Here is a 16634-nt window from a genome sequence, read left to right on the forward strand (position 1 = left end):
GCCGTGCCCGTTACTGGCTCTTTAGCTGGATGGCGGGTGTGACCTGCATCGCGCGCCAGGCCGGCAGCATCCCGGCCAGCACGCTGGCGGTGACGGCCAGTACGAAGGTGAGCAGCAGCATGCCCAGGTCCAGGTGGGCGTGTTCGGCATAGCTGGCCGGCTGCTGGCGCACGGCCCAAAGCCCAAGCAGGGACAGGCCCAGGCCGAGGATGCCGCCGGCCAGGCCGACCGTGCCGGCTTCCACCAGGCACTGGGTGAAGATCGCCTTGCGCGAGGCGCCCAGCGCACGGCGCACGCCGATCTCGCTGCCGCGGCGCAGGAACTTGGCCAGCAACAGGCCCACGGTGTTGACCAGGCACACCAGCAGGAAGCCAAAGCCCAGCCACAGCTGCATCACCACGTCGTTGGGCACGACGCGGTTGAACTCCAGCAGTTCCATGACGTTGCGCAGGCGCACGTTGGTGGGCCGCTTGTAGCGGCCGGCAGCGCGCTGCTGGTCGGAGTAATTGACCAGGTAGTCGCGGAACCCGCTGGCCTGCGTCGCCGATTCCAGTTCGACCCAGTACTGGATCCACACGCACGGCGCGTTGGCCGAGGTCGGGTCGCTGCCGCTGTCGCCCCAGCAGTCCATGCTGCCGTTGCGGCTCATCTCCAGGTCGCGCGAGGTGCTGAAGGGCAGGAACACGTCTTCCAGCTGGCCGTACTGGTCGCTGTACATGTCATAGAAGCGCGGCGTCGGCCGCCATTCGTCAATGACGCCGACCACGGTGAAGTCGGCCTGGTCCACGCGCAGCTGCTTGCCGACGCTGTTGCCGCCGCCGAACACGCGTTCGTTGAGCGCCCTGGAGATCACCGCCACGCGGGCGCGGGCCTCGTCGTCCCTGGCGCTCCAGCCATTGCCGTACTGCATCGGCGTTTCGAACATCGGGAAGAAGTCGGCGCTGGTGTAGCGTGCGTTGGTCAGGAACGGCACCAGTCCACTGCGATCTGGCGTCACCGACACGCCGCCGCCGGTCATCATCGCCTGGCGCAGGCCGCGCTTCTCGCGCAACAAGGCCTCGGCGTCATAGCGGCTGACCTGGTCCGACGGTTCCTCGCCGGGGGTATAGCCGAGCATGTCGGCTGGATCCAGCTGCACGTAGAACAGGCGATCGCTCTTGTTCGGGATCGGATCGCCGGACAGTACGTGGAACACGGTGAGCGTGGTCATGCACGCGCCGATGCCCAGCGCGATGGCCATCACCATCAGTGCGGTCAGGGCCTTGTCGCGGCGGAAGCTGCGCAGGGCCAGGTTGAAGTAGTAGGAGAACATGGTGGCGTCCTCAGGCCGGCGTGCCGGCGGTGGCACCCACGCGGGCGAGCCGGCCCGGCGCCGTTTCCAGCGACAGGTCGGTGGCCACGCCGTCGACGATGTGCACGTTGCGCTGCGCACGCGCGGCCAGTTCCGGGTCATGGGTGACCATGACGATGGTGGTACCGGCGGCGTTGATTTCCTCCAGCAGTTCCATCACCCCGCGCGCCATCTGCGAGTCGAGGTTGCCGGTCGGTTCGTCGGCCAGCAGCAGCCGCGGTTCGCCGGCCAGTGCGCGGGCAATAGCCACGCGCTGCTGCTGGCCGCCGGACAGCTCGGCCGGGAAGTGCTTCATGCGCGAGGCCAGGCCGACCTGGCCCAGCGCCTTCTCGATCCGCGCCTTGCGCTCGGCCGCGCCCATGCCGCGGTAGCGCAGCGGCACGTCGACGTTGTCGAACAGGTTGAGGTCCGGAATCAGGTTGAAGCCCTGGAAGATGAAGCCGATCTTGCGGTTGCGCAGGCGGCTGCGGTCGTCGTCGGACATCCCGCGCACGTTCTCGCCGTCGAGCAGGTAGTCGCCTTCGTTGAAGGTCTCCAGCAGGCCGGCGATGTTGAGGAAGGTGGTCTTGCCCGAGCCGGACGGACCGGTGACGGCGACGAACTCGCCCTCACGCACGTGCAGGTCGAGCGAGCGCAAGGCGTGGGTTTCGACCATCGCGGTGCGGTAGACCTTGGAGACCTTGCGCATTTCCAGCATGACGTAATCCTTTTGGTGAAAGTCGTTGTGTAAGGGGCGGGTCAGTTGATCGCCACGCGTTCGGCGTCGCCGAACTGGTCGCTGCCGGAGATGACGATGCGGTCGCCTTCGTTGGCGCCGGAGACGATTTCCACGTAGCCCAGGCTGCTGACGCCGGTCTGCACCGGGCGGCGTTCGGCGCTGCGGCCAACCACCACCCACGCGAAGCGGCCGCCGTCCTGCTCGACGAACGGGCCACGTTCGACCATCAGCACGTTCTTCTTGGTATCCAGCACGATGCGGGTGGACAGGCGCTGGTTCTGGCGCAGGCCCGGCGGCTGCTGGCCGTCGTCGAAGCGCAGGCGCGCGGTGACCTCGCCGTTGACCACTTCCGGCGACACCGCCGACACCTTGGCCGGGAACTGCTTGCCCTGGCTGGTGACCTGGGCCGGGACGCCGATGCCCAGATCACGGGCGAAGCTTTCCGGCACGCGGATCTCGACCTCGAATTCGCTCAGGTCGACCACGCTCAGGATCGGTGCATTGGTGACCACGTTGGTGCCCTGGGCAATCTGCACCTGGCCGACCTGGCCATCGAACGGCGCGCGCAGGGTCAGCGCGGCGACCTGGCGCTGCAGCTCGGCCACCACCGCCTTCTGCCGGTCGGCAAGCAGGCGCTTGTTGCGTGCGTCCAGCATCGCGCCCTGGCCCTGCAGCCCGGCATCGCTGCGCGCGGTCTGCAGGCCAATGTCGGCCTTCTTCACTTCGTCCTGGGCACGGGCCAGGTCGTTGTTGGAAACCGCGCCACCGGCGTAGGCACGCTCGTAGCGCTCCAGGTCCCGGCGCGCGGCGGTATGCGCCACTTCGGCCTGGTCCAGGGCCTTGCGTGCGTTGAGCGTGGCGATGCGCGCATCGAGCTGGGCGCGGCTGGCCTCGGCTTCCATGCTGGCCAGGGTGGACTCCTCCTGCACCAGCTTGCTGCGCAGTTCCGGGCTGTCGATCACCGCCAGCTCCTGGCCCTGCTTGACCACGTCGCCGGCCACCACCTTCAGGGCGACCGTGCCGCCGGCGATGGCGTACAGGGTCGGGCTGTTGGCGGTGATTACCTTGCCGTCGGCCGACAGGTCGCGCACCAGGTCGCCGCGGGTGACCTGGGCGATGCGTACCCGCGAGCCGTCATACGAGCGCGCACCGGCACTCCAGCCGCTGGCCACCCAGCCAATCGCACCCAGCAACAGCACCGCGCCGGCGGCCGGCCAGGCCCAGCGCCGCCAGCGTGCGGGAGCGGCGGCATCGGACAGCGGGCGATCCTGGGCGGAGGTGTCGGGAATCATGGGCGCACTCGTGAATGGTCTGCCCTGTCTTACGCACGAGTCGTGCCAACTGCAAGTCATTGAAACTAAAGGGAATCTCGCGAGCCCGGGAAGTGTCCGCCTGTCCGCGGACACCATGGCGGACACTGCCGGGCCGCTGCGGTGTCCGGCTTGGCGAACGCCCGTCTAAAATGGCCGCCTGTCTCTACTGCTGGATCGAATATGTGCGGCATTGTGGGTGCGATCGCCAATCGCGATGTGGTCCCGGTACTGGTCGAGGGCCTCAAGCGCCTTGAATACCGCGGGTATGACTCCTCGGGTATTGCCGTCCTCGGTGCGGACGGCATGCGCCGGGTCCGCCGCACCGGTCGCGTGGCCGAGATGGAGGCGGCCGCGACCGCCGCGCATTTCAGTGCGACCCTGGGCATCGGGCACACGCGCTGGGCCACCCATGGCGGCGTGACCGAGGCCAATGCCCACCCGCATGTGAGCGAGGGCGTGGCGCTGGTCCACAACGGCATCATCGAGAACCACGAGGAGCAGCGCGAGAAGCTGCTGGCACTGGGCTATACCTTCGAGTCGCAGACCGACACCGAGGTCATCGCCCACCTGATGCACCACCACCTCAAGGAAGGCGACGACCTGCTGGTGGCGCTGCAGCGCACGGTCAAGGAGCTCACCGGCGCCTATGCGCTGGCCGTGGTCAGCCAGGCCGAACCGGATCGGCTGGTCGCCGCGCGCATGGGCTGTCCGCTGCTGGTCGGCCTGGGCGAGGGCGAGAACTTCGTCGCCTCCGACGTGTCGGCGATCGTGCAGGCCACGCGCCGGGTGATCTTCCTCGAGGAAGGCGACACTGCCGAGTTGCGCCGCGATGGCGTGCAGGTCTATGACGAGCACAACCTGCCGGTGGCGCGCGGCGAACACGTGTCCGATGTGTCGCTGGCCTCGCTGGAGCTGGGCCCGTTCCGCCACTTCATGCAGAAGGAAATCCACGAGCAGCCGCGCGCGCTGGGCGACACCATCGAGGCGGCGATCGATGCAGCCGGTTTCCCGGCCACGCTGTTCGGCAAGAATGCCGAGCAGATGCTCTCGGGCATCGAGGGCGTGCAGATCATCGCCTGCGGTACCAGCTATTACGCTGGCCTTACCGCGCGTTACTGGATCGAGGCCATCGCCGGGTTGCCATGCAGCGTGGAGATCGCCAGCGAGTACCGCTACCGCGCCGCGCATGCGAACCCGAAGCACCTGATCGTCACCATCTCCCAGTCCGGCGAAACCCTGGACACGATGGAGGCGCTCAAGTACGCCAGGTCGCTGGGCCACACGCACACGCTGTCGATCTGCAACGTGCCGGAAAGCGCGATCCCGCGTGCCAGCGAACTGGTCTGCTACACCCGCGCCGGTGCCGAGATCGGCGTGGCCTCGACCAAGGCCTTCACCACCCAGCTGGTGGCGCTGTTCCAGCTGACCGTGGTGCTGGGCAAACTGCGCGGCCGCATCGACGCCGCGCAGGAAGCCGGCTACCTGGAGCAGCTGCGCATGGTCCCGGGCAGCGTGCAGCACGCGCTGAACCTGGAGCCGCAGATCGCGGTGTGGGCCGAGCATTTTGCCGGCAAGGCCAACGCGCTGTTCCTCGGTCGCGGCCTGCACTACCCGATCGCGCTGGAAGGCGCGCTCAAGCTGAAGGAAATCTCCTACATCCACGCCGAGGCCTATCCGGCCGGTGAGCTCAAGCACGGCCCGCTGGCGCTGGTGGACGCGGAAATGCCGGTGGTGGTGATCGCCCCCAACGACAGCCTGCTGGAGAAGGTGAAGTCCAACATGCAGGAAGTGCGCGCACGTGGCGGCGAGCTGTTCGTGTTCGCCGACCAGGACAGCAACTTCACCGCCTCCGAGGGCGTGCACGTGATCCGCACCCCGCGCCACGCCGGCGTGCTGAGCCCGATCGTGCACACGATTCCGGTTCAGCTGCTGGCCTACCACACCGCCCTGGCCCGCGGCACCGACGTGGACAAGCCGCGCAACCTGGCCAAGAGCGTCACCGTCGAGTAAACCCCAAGCGCCGTCGCCGCCTGCAGGCGCAGGCCGGCGACGGTGATCGGCCGGCATTTGGATGCCATGGAGAGGCAGTCCCGCGAGCCGCCGGCGCCGTGGGCGTTGTGCCACAATCCGGCGGCACGGCAGGCAGTAGCAGGATTCCCGGATTTGACCACGACATCATCCACGACCACCCCGTCGCTGTTCTCGGTCGTGCCTGCCGGCATCTTCGGCCCCCTCGCATCGCCCAACCGCGAGCATTACTGGTCGCTGCTGTGCCGGCTGTTCGAGGAGTTCTTCGGCCCGGACGCGCCGGTGCCGCCCAGCCATGGCTTCCCGCGCCGCGAGATCACCGCCGCGTTCGAGCGCTACCTGCTCACCGATGATCCGTGGGAAGACGAGGACGGCCAGGCCCCCGATGCCTCGCTTAACACCCGCGCCAACGCCATCCACGAGCGCTTCCGCCTGGCCGGCTGGCTGCGCCAGGAGCGCATCGGCGCGCGCGAGATGGTGTCGATGCCTCCGGCGGTCACCCAGCTGCTGTCCACCCTGGTGGAGTTCAGCGAGCACGGGCCGACCTTCCTGTCGGCCAAGATGCGTTCAATCGAGCTGCAGCTGCAGCAGGTCAGCGAAGGCCGCGCCGATGGCGGCACCCTGGACGAGGCCGCCGACCAGGCGCGCCGCCTGCTGGTGTCGCTGTCGTCGATGAGCCTGCAGGTGCGCGACCTGATGCCGGAACTGAGCAAGGCCGAGACCACGGCGCAGTTCGCGCGGCAGTGGTTCGAGCGCTACGTCAGCCAGCTGTTCATCGGCGACTACGCCGAACTGCACCGCGCCGACCATCCGCTGGCGCGGCGCAGTTCGATCCTGGCGATGGTGCAGCAGCTCGAAGCCGGCCCGCGCCGGCAGGAACTGTCGGCGTGGTACGCCGAGCACGCTGGCAACGGCGATCCGGCGCGCGCGCAGGCGCGGCTGGCGCGCAGCCTGTCGCGCCTGCGTGAGCTGGAACGCATCGACGAATACCTGGCCCGGCTGGACGAGGACATCCGCCAGGCCAACCGCCGCGCGCTGGCCTTCCTCGACTACCGGCTGCGCGCGCCGGACCGGCTCGACGTGCTGCTGCGCCGGGCCTGCCGCGGCGTGCTCACCGCCAGCGAGGACGCGTTGCGTCTGCCCGTCGCGGCCGGCCCGCTGATGGACGAGAGCCGCCTGCGCGCACCGCACCGCAGACCGCAGCCGATCCCGCGCAGCGCCAATGCCACCACCCCGCCCACTCCCGAACAGCTGGCGCGGCTGGCGCTGCTGCGGCGGATGAAGCGCGCCCGCCTGGTCAATGCCGAGGACATGGCGCGCTACGTCGGTCGCCACCTTGGCGACGGCGATGGCATCGATTCGCGCGAGCTGGCGATCGCCAGCATCGAGGACCTGCGCGCCTACCAGACCCTGCTGACCCTGGCGCTGCGCAGCCACCGCGTCGGCGGCCTGCGCCGCGAGGATCCGCTCGGGCGCCTGCTGCGCGGCTTCCGCGTGGAGCTGCTTGACGACGGCGACCACGACAACGATTACCTGCGCGGCCCGCGCTTCCAGATCCGCCGGGTCGCGTCCACTGCACGGAACACCGCATGAAACGCAGCTGGAACACCCTGAGCCAGATGTCCAACGGCACCTATGCCGTGCAGGACTTCGAGCGCGCCGCCTACCGCCTGGCCACCGAGCAGGTGCTGTACGCCTCTGATCCACGTTCGCGCGTGGCCTACCACCTGGTCGAGGACCACCTCGCCGACTTCACCGCCGCGCTGGAGCCGCTGGGCATCCGCCTGGAGCGCAACGCACACTACCGCTACGTGGTGGCGCTGCCAGCCCATGGCGAAGGCGTGCCGGTCACGCTGGACGAGACCCTGGCCCTGCTGGTGCTGCGCCAGCGCTATGACGAGGCGATGCGCCAGGGCCTGATCGAGGACGGCGGCGAAGTCGTGGTCGAGCTGCCCGAGCTGCAGGAAAGCTGGCTGGCGCTGACCGGCCGCGGCATGCCCGACGTCGGCGCACTGCGCACGCTGGCGCGCACGCTCAAGCGCTGGGGCGTGTGCCGCCTGGTCGACTCCGAGGGCGATGACCCGCAGCCGTTCCATCTGCGCGTGCGCCCGGCCGTCGTCGAGATCGTCGGCGAGCAGTGGCTGCAACGGCTGGACCAGCACAACCGCGACGACGACAGCGAAGTGACCGAAGAGGACGACGATGCAGCTGCTTGAACGTATCCACCTCGTCCAGTTCTTCCTGTTCGAGGCGCAGAGCCTGCAGCTGGACCCGACCAGCGCGATCATCGCCCCCAACGGCGCCGGCAAGAGCGCGCTTCTGGACGCGCTGCAGATCGTGCTGCTCGGCGGCGACCGCAGCCGCATCCGCTTCAACGCACAGGCCGGCGGCAGCCATCGCGCGCGCACCATCCGCGACTACTGCCTGGGCGTGTTCCGCAGCGGTGACGAAGGCCGCAAGCGCCGCACCGCCACCACCTACATCTCGCTGGTGTTCCGCGACCAGGAGAGTGGCCAGCCGCTGACCGTGGGCATCGCCCTGGGGGCATCGGCCGACGAGCCAGACCACCGCGTGCACGGCCTGTACCTGCTGCCGGGCGTCGCGCTGGAACTGGACGAGCACCTGGAACACGTCAACGGCAAGGAACTGCCGCTGGCCTGGAACAGCTTCCGCGAGCTGATCGCCCGCCGCTGCAAGGAAGCCGGCGAGAAGCCCGAGCTGCACACCGCCAGCGAGCGCTTCCTGCGCGACCTGCTGACCCGCCTGCGCGCCAGCCCGTCGGCCACGCCGGACATCAACGCCTACCGCAAGGCCTTCCTCAACGCGCTGAACCTGCAGCGGGTCGAGGACGTGGACCTGTTCGTACGCACCCTGGTGGCCGAGGACCGGCCTACCGACATCGCCCGCTTCCGCGCGCTGCTGGACAGCTTCCGCCAGATCATGGTCAAGATCGAGCAGGTCAAGCAGCGCATCGAGTCGGCCGAAGGCGTGGAGCGGCAGTACGCCAAGGTCGCCGCGCAGGCCGCACGCGCGGCCTCGGCGCGCGCGCTGGCGGCCGAGTACGCCCGCGACCTGTACGGCGAACAGCTCGACCAGGCCGAGGCCGACGTCGCCAGCGCCGAAACCTACCTGGCCGACACCCGCCGTGCGCTGGCTGATACCCGCGTCGAGCGCGACACCCTGCGCGAGGAACACGGCCGCGCCAACGCACGCCTGCAGGGCACCCAGGGCTATGGCGAACAGGCCCAGCTCGACGAGCTGGCAGGACGCGACCGCGAGCGCCTGGCGCAGCTGAAGAAGGACCTGCTGCGCGAAGTCGGTTTCGTGCGCGAGCAGTTCCGCCAGGTGCAGGCGCTGGGCCTGGACAGCATCGACGTCGACGCGCTCGATGCCGCGCGCCAGGAATGGGACGTGTGGCATGCCGAGCTGTCGGCGCTGGCCGCCGAAGACGCGCTGCCGTGGACACCGGAGCAACTGTTCGCGCGCGCCCGCCAGGCCGTGCAGGCGGTCGCCCCGCTGCGCGAGGCGGTGGATCGCCACGCCCGCCAGTGCCATGCCATCCACGACAAGGCGCGCGACGCGCTGGCCACCGCGCGGCAGAACCAGAAGCGCCTGGCCGCCGGCCAGGCCGAACTCAACCCCGACACCGTGCGCTTGATGAGCTACCTGCGCGAGGAGGGCATCGACGCGCGGCCGGTGTGCGACCTGGTGCGGGTCACCGACAGCAGCTGGCAGCACGCGATCGAAGGCTACCTGCGCAGCAACGTCGAGGCGCTGCTGATCCCGGACAAGGACGAGGAGCGCGCGGTGAGGCTGTACCGCGGGCTGTCCGGCGGGCGCTCGGTGTACGGCGTGAAGCTGGCGCTGTCCAGCCACGCGCGCAACTCGCGTGGTGCCGACAAGCCGGCCGAGGGCAGCGTTGCCGCGCTGCTGGAAGGCGTCAACGCCGATGCGCTGGCCTTCCTGCGCCGGCAGCTGGGCGAGCTGCGCTGCGTGGACACCGAGGCGCAGCTCGTCGCCAGCCGCCAGGGCCTGACCCGCGACGGCCTGCTGGCCCGCGGCGGCAGCATCGAACGCCTGCGCCTGCCGGCGGCCGGTGACCTGCGTATCGGTGCGTCGGACAACCGTGCGCGCCTGCGCGTGCTGCACGAGGAAATCGAATCGGCCGAGACCGCGCTGCGCCAGATCGAGCCGCAGCTGCGTCGTGCCGACGACTGCCAGCGCGGCCTGGCCCGCCTGGCCGACGCCGATGCGGTGGCGCAGTCGCTGCACGAGCGCGCACTGGAGCACCGCCAGGTCGGCGAGCGTTACCGCAGCGGCCAGCAGAGCCGGCAGGCGGCGCTGGATCCGGACCTGCTGCGCCTGTCCGAAGCGGTGCGCGAGCTCGGCCTGCAACTGACGGCCTGCGAACAGCGCGCCGATGCGCTGGTCGGCCAGGAAGCGGTGGCCGCAGCGACGCTGGAGCGCGCCCGTGCGCTGTTCGAAGGCCTGCGCCAGCAGGAAGAGCTGATCGCCCGTCGTGCGGTGGAAGCCTTCGCCGATGCGGACGTGGACCCTAACCGGGTCGAACGCCAGCGCGAGGAGCTGGACGAGAAGTATCCCTCGCTGGAAGAACGCGCCCAGCGCTGTGAGGAACGCGCCCGTGACGCCGACGCGCAACTGGCGCGGCTGCTGCCCGAGGCCTGGAGCGCGTTGGCGCAGTATGCCCGCGACCATGGCCTGGAGCTTGATTTCGAAGCGGCCGACTGGCGCCCGGCCAGCACCCTGCTGCAGCGCGAGCTGACCCAGCTGCGCGACACCGAGCTGGTCCAGTACGACGCCGAGGCCAAGCAGGCCTACGCTACTGCAGTGGAGACCTTCCGTTCCGGCGTGGCTTCCACGCTGTACGACAACTTCACCCGGCTCAAGGCGCAGATCGCCACGCTCAACCGCACCCTGCGCGCCAGCCCGGTGTTCTCCAACAACGAGCGCTACCAGTTCCATTACGAGGTGGTGCCCGAGTTCCGCGAGCTGCACCGCTTCATCCAGCGCGCCGCCGACGTCGGGGGCGAGGACAACCTGTTCGGCAGCGCCGGCGAGGTGCCGGAGGCCTTCCGCGCGCTGGTCGAGGACAAGGTCAGCGCCAGCACGGCCAGCTCGCCGCTGGACGACTACCGCCGCTTCTTCCGCTTCGAGGTGCAGATCCGCCAGGACGAGCGCGTGGTCGGCAGCCTCAGCGAGCGCATGCGCTCGGGCTCCGGTGGCGAGCACCGCGCGCCGCTGTACGTGATCGCTGGCGCCGCGCTGGCTGCGGCCTACGGCAAGACCGAGGCACAGCCCGGCGGCATGGGCCTGATCCTGCTGGACGAGTTCGGCGACAAGATCGACGCGCAGAACGCGCGTGCCACCACCAACTACCTGCGTTCGCTGGGCCTGCAGCTGGTGGTCGCCGCGCCGGATACCGCGCAGGGCACCCTGTCGGGCGTGCTGGACAGCTACATCGAGCTGTTCCGCGATGGCGACCTGCTGCAGGCCGAGCGCATCGAGGTCACCCAGGCCGCGCGCACGCTGCTGCTGTCCGACCAGTTCGACCTGCACCCGGAGTTGCTGGTCGAGGAAACCGCGCGCATTGAACGTGAGCAGGCGGTGACCTGAGACCGGTGCGCGTCACTGGTTGACGCGCGCCGGGAAGACGGTGATGCCGGCCATGCAGGCATCACCGCGGCCACGGGATTCCCGTGGCACCGCCATCAGCGCTGGGTGTTGGAGATGATCTCCACCCAATAGCCGTCCGGGTCCTTGATGAAGGCCAGGTTCTTCATGCGGCCGTCGGTCAGGCGCTTCTGGAACGGCACGTCCAGCTGCTCGAAGCGGGCACAGGCGGCCTCGATGTCCGGCACCGACACGCAGATGTGGCCGAAGCCGCGCGGGTCGCTGTTGCCGTCGTGGTAGACCTTGCCGTCCTGGTTCTCGGTGCCGTGGTTGTGGGTCAGCTCCAGCACGCCGGGGATGCCGGCCATCCACAGTCGGCGCTCTTCATCGCCGGCCGGGATGCGGGTGCCTGCCGGCAGCAGGGCCAGGAAGTACAGGCTGAACTCGGCTTCGGGGAAGTCGCGGTGGTCGATCAGCTGGAAGCCGAGCACGCGGGTGTAGAAATCCAGCGAGGCGCGGATGTCCTTGACCCGCAGCATGGTGTGGTTGAACACGAAGCCGGTGGTTTCGGCCGGCGGCTGCGCAGCCACGCCGGGCTGCTGGCGGATGGCATCAAGGCTCATCACGGTTTCCTTCAATGGGGGATGGCCAATTCTAGGTGCGCGGCGCGGATGTCGCACCCGCGGTGCCCTGTCTGCGGCATTCCCGCCGCCGACACGCGGACGGCGGCGGGAGGCGGCTCAGAACCAGAAGCGCAGGCCGGCGACCCAGCGCGATTCGCGCGTGGCCAGGCCGGCATCGCGATGCAGTTTGGCGGTGTTGCCGAAACTGCGCTCGTGGACGAAGCCGATGTAGGGCGCGACGTGCCGGCCGAGCTGGTAACGCAGCCGCAATCCAGCCTCGACCTGCGACAGGCCGCTGCCGATGCCACGTTGCCGGTCATTGTCGGCCACCAGGTTGATCTCGAGGCTGGGCTGCAGGACCAGCGCGTTGGTCAGCAGCAGCGAGTATTCGGCCTCGAACTCGAGTTCGGCTCTGCGCGTGCCGCCCAGGTAGCCGGTGGCAGCGATCTCGAACTTGTAGGGCGCCAGCCCCTGCACGCCGATCGCTGCGCGGGTCAGGCCAGGGCCGTCGCCCCCGTCGTGGCGCACGCCGGCCACCACGTCCCACCACGGCGACACGGCGCGGCCGTACAGCGCTTCGACCGACCAGTCCTGCAGGTGGCTGTCCTCGCGCTCGCCGTCGCTGCGCAGCCACAGCCGGTCGATGTCGCCGCCGAACCAGCCCTGCGCTTCCCAGGCCTGGCCACTGCCGTGGGCGTTGTCCCAGCCCTCGAGCCGGTCGAACACGACCAGCCTGTTGAAGGTCGGGGCGTGCTGCATCGAGTGCGCATGCAGGGCCGGGAACGCGGCCGCGATGTCGTCGGCGGTCGGTACGGGGATGGGTTCGCGTGGTGCGCTGGTGGCGCCGTGCAAGTGGCTGTCATGGCCTCGATGTTGCGGTTGTGTCGAAGTGCCGTGTCCGGCGTGGGCACCGGCGCTGTTCGCGGCATGGCCAGCGTGCCCGGAGTGGGCGGCATGCGGATCTTCCGCAGCCGCGGCATGCCCGCCATGCATCGCATGCGGATCCTGCCCGGCAGCGCGGCCATGGTCCTGGTGCGGATCGGCATCCTTATTGCCAGTGATGTTATGCGCATGCGGTTGCGTAGCGGGGAGCGCAGCCTGATCCGTGGTGGTCGCAGTTGCAGGCGACTCCGTGGCCGCCGTAGGCGCATGGGAGGCGTCGTGGTGCATCGCATGGTCCGCATGCCCGTCCGTCACCGGAATGGCGTGCCGGGCATGTGCGGCATGTTCGTCGCCTTGTGCCTGCACTTCCTCGTGACCGGCGTGCTGCGGAGTCGCCTGCATGTTGGGCGCGGCACCGTGCTGCGCGTGGTGCCCGGCATGGGGATCGGCGGGAGTGGCTGGCGACGCGGCGTGGCCGGTGTGCACAGCGTCCTGCCGCGCCTGCGGAGCGACGGCATGGCCCGCGTGCGCGGGATGATCCTGCGCGGCCGCCACACCGCTGGCGGCCAGGGCGAGGGAGAGCAGGGAAGGAGTCAGCGCCTTCATGCCTCGATCCTCACTTCGCGCATCATCCCCGCTTCCATGTGGTACAGCAGGTGGCAGTGGAAGGCCCAGCGGCCCAGCGCGTCGGCGCGCACGCGATAGCTGCGGCGCGTGCCAGGCGGCATGTCGATGGTGTGCTTGCGCAGCTGGAAGTTGCCGTCGGCATCCTCCAGGTCGCTCCACACGCCGTGCAGATGGATGGGGTGGGTCATCATCGTGTCGTTCACCAGCACGATGCGCAGGCGCTCGCCGTAGTTCATGCGCACCGGTTCGGCCCCGGCGAACGGGATGCCATCGAAGTTCCAGGCGAACTTTTCCATGTGCCCGGTCAGGTGCAGCTCGATCTCGCGCCCGGGCTCGCGGCCGTCCGGATCGTCGAACAGCGAATGCATGTCGGCATAGCGCAGAACCCTGCGGCCGTTGTCGCGCAGGCCGATACCCGGGTCGTCCAGCCGCGGCGAGGTGGCATTGCTGCGCATGTCCACCAGTGGGTTGCCGTACTCGCTGGGCGGATGGTTGGGTGCGCTCGCACCCTTGTTTCCATGGCCGGCATGGGCGTCGTGCGTGCCGTGCCCGCCCTGTGGCATCGGCATCGCATGGCCGCCACCGTGGTCATGGGCCATGTCGGCCATGGTCAGCAGCGGGCGTGGATCCAGCGCCGGCACCGGCGCCTGCAGGCCGTGGCGCACGGCCAGGGTGCCGCAGGCATGGCCGGTGCGGCCCATGTCCTGGGCGAAGATCGTGAAGGCGTCCTGGCCGCTGGGTTCGACGATCACGTCGAAGGTCTCGGCCACCGCGATGCGGAACTCCTCCACCGACACCGGGTGGATGTACTGGCCGTCGGCGGCGACCACGGTCATCTTCAGGCCCGGAATGCGCACGTCGAAGTAGGTCATCGCCGCGCCGTTGATGAAACGCAGCAGCACCTTCTCGCCGGGACGGAACAGGCCGGTCCAGTTGCCGGCCGGGGTGGTGCCGTTGAGCAGGTAGGTGTAGGTGTTGGCGTTGATGTCGGAGATGTCGGTGGGCGTCATCCGCATCCGACCCCACATGCCGCGGTCGGCCAGGGTTTCGCGCAGGCCATCGCGGCGCGCGTCCCGGAAGAAGTCGCCGACCGTGCGCTGGTAGGTGTTGTCCAGCATCGGCATCTTCTTCATGCGCCGGTGCAGCGCGGCCGGATCCAGGTCTGTCCAGTCCGACAGCAGCACCACGTGCTCGCGGTCGAAGTGGTAGGGCGGCGGTTCGAGTGGATCGACAATCAGTGCGCCGTACAGGCCGGCCTGTTCCTGGAACAGCGAATGGCTGTGGTACCAGTACGTGCCGGACTGGCGCAGCTGGAAGCGGTACTGAAAGGCCTCGCCCGGGGCGATGCCGTCGAAACTCAGGCCGGGCACGCCATCCATGTTGGCCGGCAGCAGGATGCCGTGCCAGTGCAGCGATGTCATTTCATCGGTGAGCGTGTTGGCCACGCGGAGGTTGACCGTGTCGCCCTCGCGCAGGCGCAGGGTCGGCGCCGGCAGCGAGCCGTTGACGGTGATGGCACCGCGCGCGCGGCCGGTGAAGTCCACCAGCGAACGGCCGATGGAAAGGTCCAGCTCGGTGCCGCGCAGTTCCAGCGGGCTGCCGGCCCGCGGTGGTGCGGCGAAGGCGTCGGTCGCGCGCCACAGGCCGCTGCCGGCGACCACGCCGCCCAGTGCCAGGCCCTGTACGAAGCGGCGGCGCGAGATCGTGCTGCGGGGATCGGAAAGGAAATCGGAAGACATGCAGGCTCCTGCAGTGCCGGGGATCAACCGGCCGGACGCCGCGACGATGCGCATGGCGTCCACGATGAAGGAAGGCGGCTGCCACGGGCAGCGCCGGCGAGCGGATCGCTCAGGCGGCGATGGGAGGCCGCACCGGCTCGGCGACCAGCGGCGCGCGGTGGCCAACCGGCGGCAGCGGCTGCCATTCGCGCGAGGGTACATGGGCCAGCAGCGGCAGCACCGGCGGCAGCATCAGGCTGGGCTGCGGCAGGCAGTCGCAGTGGCGGCTGTCGCTGCAGCCGGGCATAGGCGCGTCCGGCGTCGTGTCGTGAACGGCACCGGCATCGTGGACAGTCATCGCCTCGTGGCAGGGCGCTTCATCGGTCGTCGCCGTCGCCACGGCTTCGACCGGCATCGCCATCACCGTCGCCGCCCACGCACCGGTCACCGCGTTGGCGACCAGCAGCAGGCACAGCAGCAGTCGTGGCAGCAGGTGGAGCAAGGCGGCACCGCGCGGCGAAGGACCGGCGCAGGATAACACCGGCTCCATACGCCCGCCGCCGGCCGTGCATGGCTGGCGCAAGTAGAATGGCGGGGTTTCCTTGGAAGTCCTGATGCATGTCCCAGCGTGAATGGGTGGCGGCGTCCATCCGCAAGATCGAGGCCGACTTCAACCGTTCGGCCGACACCCACCTGATCCCGATGGAACTGCCGGGCTTTCCCGGCATCGATGTCTACTTCAAGGACGAATCCAGCCATCCCACCGGTAGCCTGAAGCACCGCCTGGCGCGCTCGCTGTTCCTGTACGCGCTGGCCAATGGCTGGCTGCGCGAAGGCTGTCCGGTGATCGAGGCCTCCAGCGGTTCGACCGCGGTGTCCGAGGCGTATTTCGCCCGCCTGCTGGGCCTGCCGTTCATCGCGGTGATCCCGGCCAGCACCTCGCCGGAGAAGATCGCCGCGATCGAGTTCCACGGCGGCCGCTGCCACCTGGTCGAGCGCGCCTGCGACCTGAACTGCGAATCGGAGAAGCTGGCGAGGGAAACCGGCGGCCACTTCATGGACCAGTTCACCTACGCCGAACGGGCCACCGACTGGCGCGCCAACAACAACATCGCCGAATCCATCTTCAAGCAGATGGCCGAGGAGCCGCATCCAGTGCCGGAATGGATCGTATGCAGCCCGGGCACCGGCGGTACCGCCGCCACCCTCGGTCGCTACGTCAGCTACCGCCGCCATGAGACGTTGATCCTGTGCGCGGATCCGGAAGTGTCGGTGTTCTACGACGGCTACTGCGCGGCGCTGGCCGGGCAGCCGTGGCGCGAGCTGACCTGCAGCGGCGGCTCGCGGGTGGAAGGCATCGGCCGGCCGCGGGTGGAATCCAGCTTCATCCCGACCTGTGTCGACGCCATGGTCAAGGTGCCCGACGCGCTGAGCCTGGCGGCGATGCGCCATGTCAGCGCCACCCTCGGCCGGCGCGTGGGCGGCTCCACCGGCACCAACTTCATCGGCGTGCTGCAGGTGGCGCAGCTGATGCAGGCGGCCGGCCGCAGCGGCTCGATCGTCACCATCCTGTGCGACTCGGGCGACCGTTACGCGCACAGCTACTACGACCCGCAGTGGTACGTCCGCCATGGCATCGACGTGGCCGGCGCCGATGCGGCGGTGGCCGCCGCCGTGGCCGGGCAGGGCCTGCCGCCGCTGCCTTGTGCCTGGCTGCAGGCGTCGCCATATCAGGTGTGATCC

At 69.4% G+C, this 16634-nt stretch carries 13 protein-coding genes; 6 read left to right on the forward strand and 7 right to left on the reverse strand.

The window, feature by feature from the left end:
- Positions 1-10: 10 nt before the first annotated feature.
- From LG380_RS14775 to LG380_RS14785, 3 genes are read right to left on the reverse strand one after another with little or no spacing between them, the layout of a single operon-like run.
- The gene (locus tag LG380_RS14775) at positions 11-1312 is read right to left on the reverse strand and encodes an ABC transporter permease (RefSeq protein WP_225766122.1); all 1302 of its coding nucleotides are present in this window, start codon (positions 1310-1312) and stop codon (positions 11-13) included.
- A 10-nt stretch (positions 1313-1322) separates the two neighbouring features.
- Positions 1323-2048 carry an ABC transporter ATP-binding protein gene (locus LG380_RS14780; protein ID WP_225766123.1) on the reverse strand — a complete coding sequence of 242 codons (726 nt, stop codon included), beginning with the start codon at positions 2046-2048 and terminating at the stop codon, positions 1323-1325.
- 41 nt (positions 2049-2089) lie between these two features.
- Positions 2090-3361 (reverse strand): efflux RND transporter periplasmic adaptor subunit, encoded by a 1272-nt coding sequence (locus LG380_RS14785; protein ID WP_225766124.1) that lies wholly within the window; start codon positions 3359-3361, stop codon positions 2090-2092.
- 201 nt (positions 3362-3562) lie between these two features.
- On the opposite strand from LG380_RS14785, the gene glmS reads away from it, so the two are divergent.
- The 4 genes from glmS (at position 3563) to LG380_RS14805 (ending at position 11044) form a co-directional block, all read left to right on the forward strand.
- Positions 3563-5392 (forward strand): glutamine--fructose-6-phosphate transaminase (isomerizing), encoded by a 1830-nt coding sequence (gene glmS / locus LG380_RS14790; protein ID WP_225766125.1) that lies wholly within the window; start codon positions 3563-3565, stop codon positions 5390-5392.
- Between the two features lie 153 nt (positions 5393-5545).
- On the forward strand, positions 5546-7003 hold the full coding sequence (locus LG380_RS14795; RefSeq protein WP_225766126.1) for a Wadjet anti-phage system protein JetA family protein: 1458 nt from the start codon (positions 5546-5548) through the stop codon (positions 7001-7003).
- Positions 7000-7626 carry a DUF4194 domain-containing protein gene (locus tag LG380_RS14800; RefSeq protein WP_225766127.1) on the forward strand — a complete coding sequence of 209 codons (627 nt, stop codon included), beginning with the start codon at positions 7000-7002 and terminating at the stop codon, positions 7624-7626. Before LG380_RS14795 ends, LG380_RS14800 begins: the two co-directional genes overlap by 4 nt.
- Positions 7613-11044 (forward strand): SbcC/MukB-like Walker B domain-containing protein, encoded by a 3432-nt coding sequence (locus tag LG380_RS14805; RefSeq protein ID WP_225766128.1) that lies wholly within the window; start codon positions 7613-7615, stop codon positions 11042-11044. Before LG380_RS14800 ends, LG380_RS14805 begins: the two co-directional genes overlap by 14 nt.
- A gap of 95 nt (positions 11045-11139) precedes the next feature.
- Here LG380_RS14805 and gloA read toward each other — a convergent pair whose 3' ends face one another.
- The gene (gloA, locus tag LG380_RS14810; RefSeq protein WP_225766129.1) at positions 11140-11664 is read right to left on the reverse strand and encodes a lactoylglutathione lyase; all 525 of its coding nucleotides are present in this window, start codon (positions 11662-11664) and stop codon (positions 11140-11142) included.
- A 117-nt stretch (positions 11665-11781) separates the two neighbouring features.
- Positions 11782-12516, reverse strand: coding sequence for a copper resistance protein B (locus tag LG380_RS14815; RefSeq protein ID WP_225766130.1), 735 nt, complete (start codon positions 12514-12516; stop codon positions 11782-11784).
- Between the two features lie 9 nt (positions 12517-12525).
- Here LG380_RS14815 and LG380_RS14820 point away from each other — a divergent pair, with 9 nt between their 5' ends.
- On the forward strand, positions 12526-13251 hold the full coding sequence (locus LG380_RS14820; protein WP_225766132.1) for a hypothetical protein: 726 nt from the start codon (positions 12526-12528) through the stop codon (positions 13249-13251).
- On the opposite strand, the gene LG380_RS14825 is transcribed toward LG380_RS14820, so the two are convergent.
- Both LG380_RS14825 and LG380_RS14830 read right to left on the reverse strand, forming a co-directional pair.
- A complete protein-coding gene (locus LG380_RS14825; protein WP_225766134.1) occupies positions 13149-14912 on the reverse strand; it encodes a copper resistance system multicopper oxidase in 1764 nt (587 codons plus the stop codon). The genes LG380_RS14820 and LG380_RS14825 overlap by 103 nt on opposite strands.
- A 109-nt stretch (positions 14913-15021) precedes the next feature.
- Positions 15022-15441, reverse strand: a complete 420-nt coding sequence (locus LG380_RS14830; RefSeq protein WP_225766136.1) for a CopL family metal-binding regulatory protein — start codon at positions 15439-15441, stop codon at positions 15022-15024.
- 68 nt (positions 15442-15509) lie between these two features.
- On the opposite strand from LG380_RS14830, the gene LG380_RS14835 reads away from it, so the two are divergent.
- A complete protein-coding gene (locus LG380_RS14835) occupies positions 15510-16631 on the forward strand; it encodes a PLP-dependent cysteine synthase family protein (RefSeq protein ID WP_225766138.1) in 1122 nt (373 codons plus the stop codon).
- The last annotated feature ends 3 nt before the right edge of the window (positions 16632-16634 follow it).

This window comes from Stenotrophomonas sp. Marseille-Q4652, from assembly GCF_916618915.1.
GTDB lineage: Bacteria > Pseudomonadota > Gammaproteobacteria > Xanthomonadales > Xanthomonadaceae > Stenotrophomonas.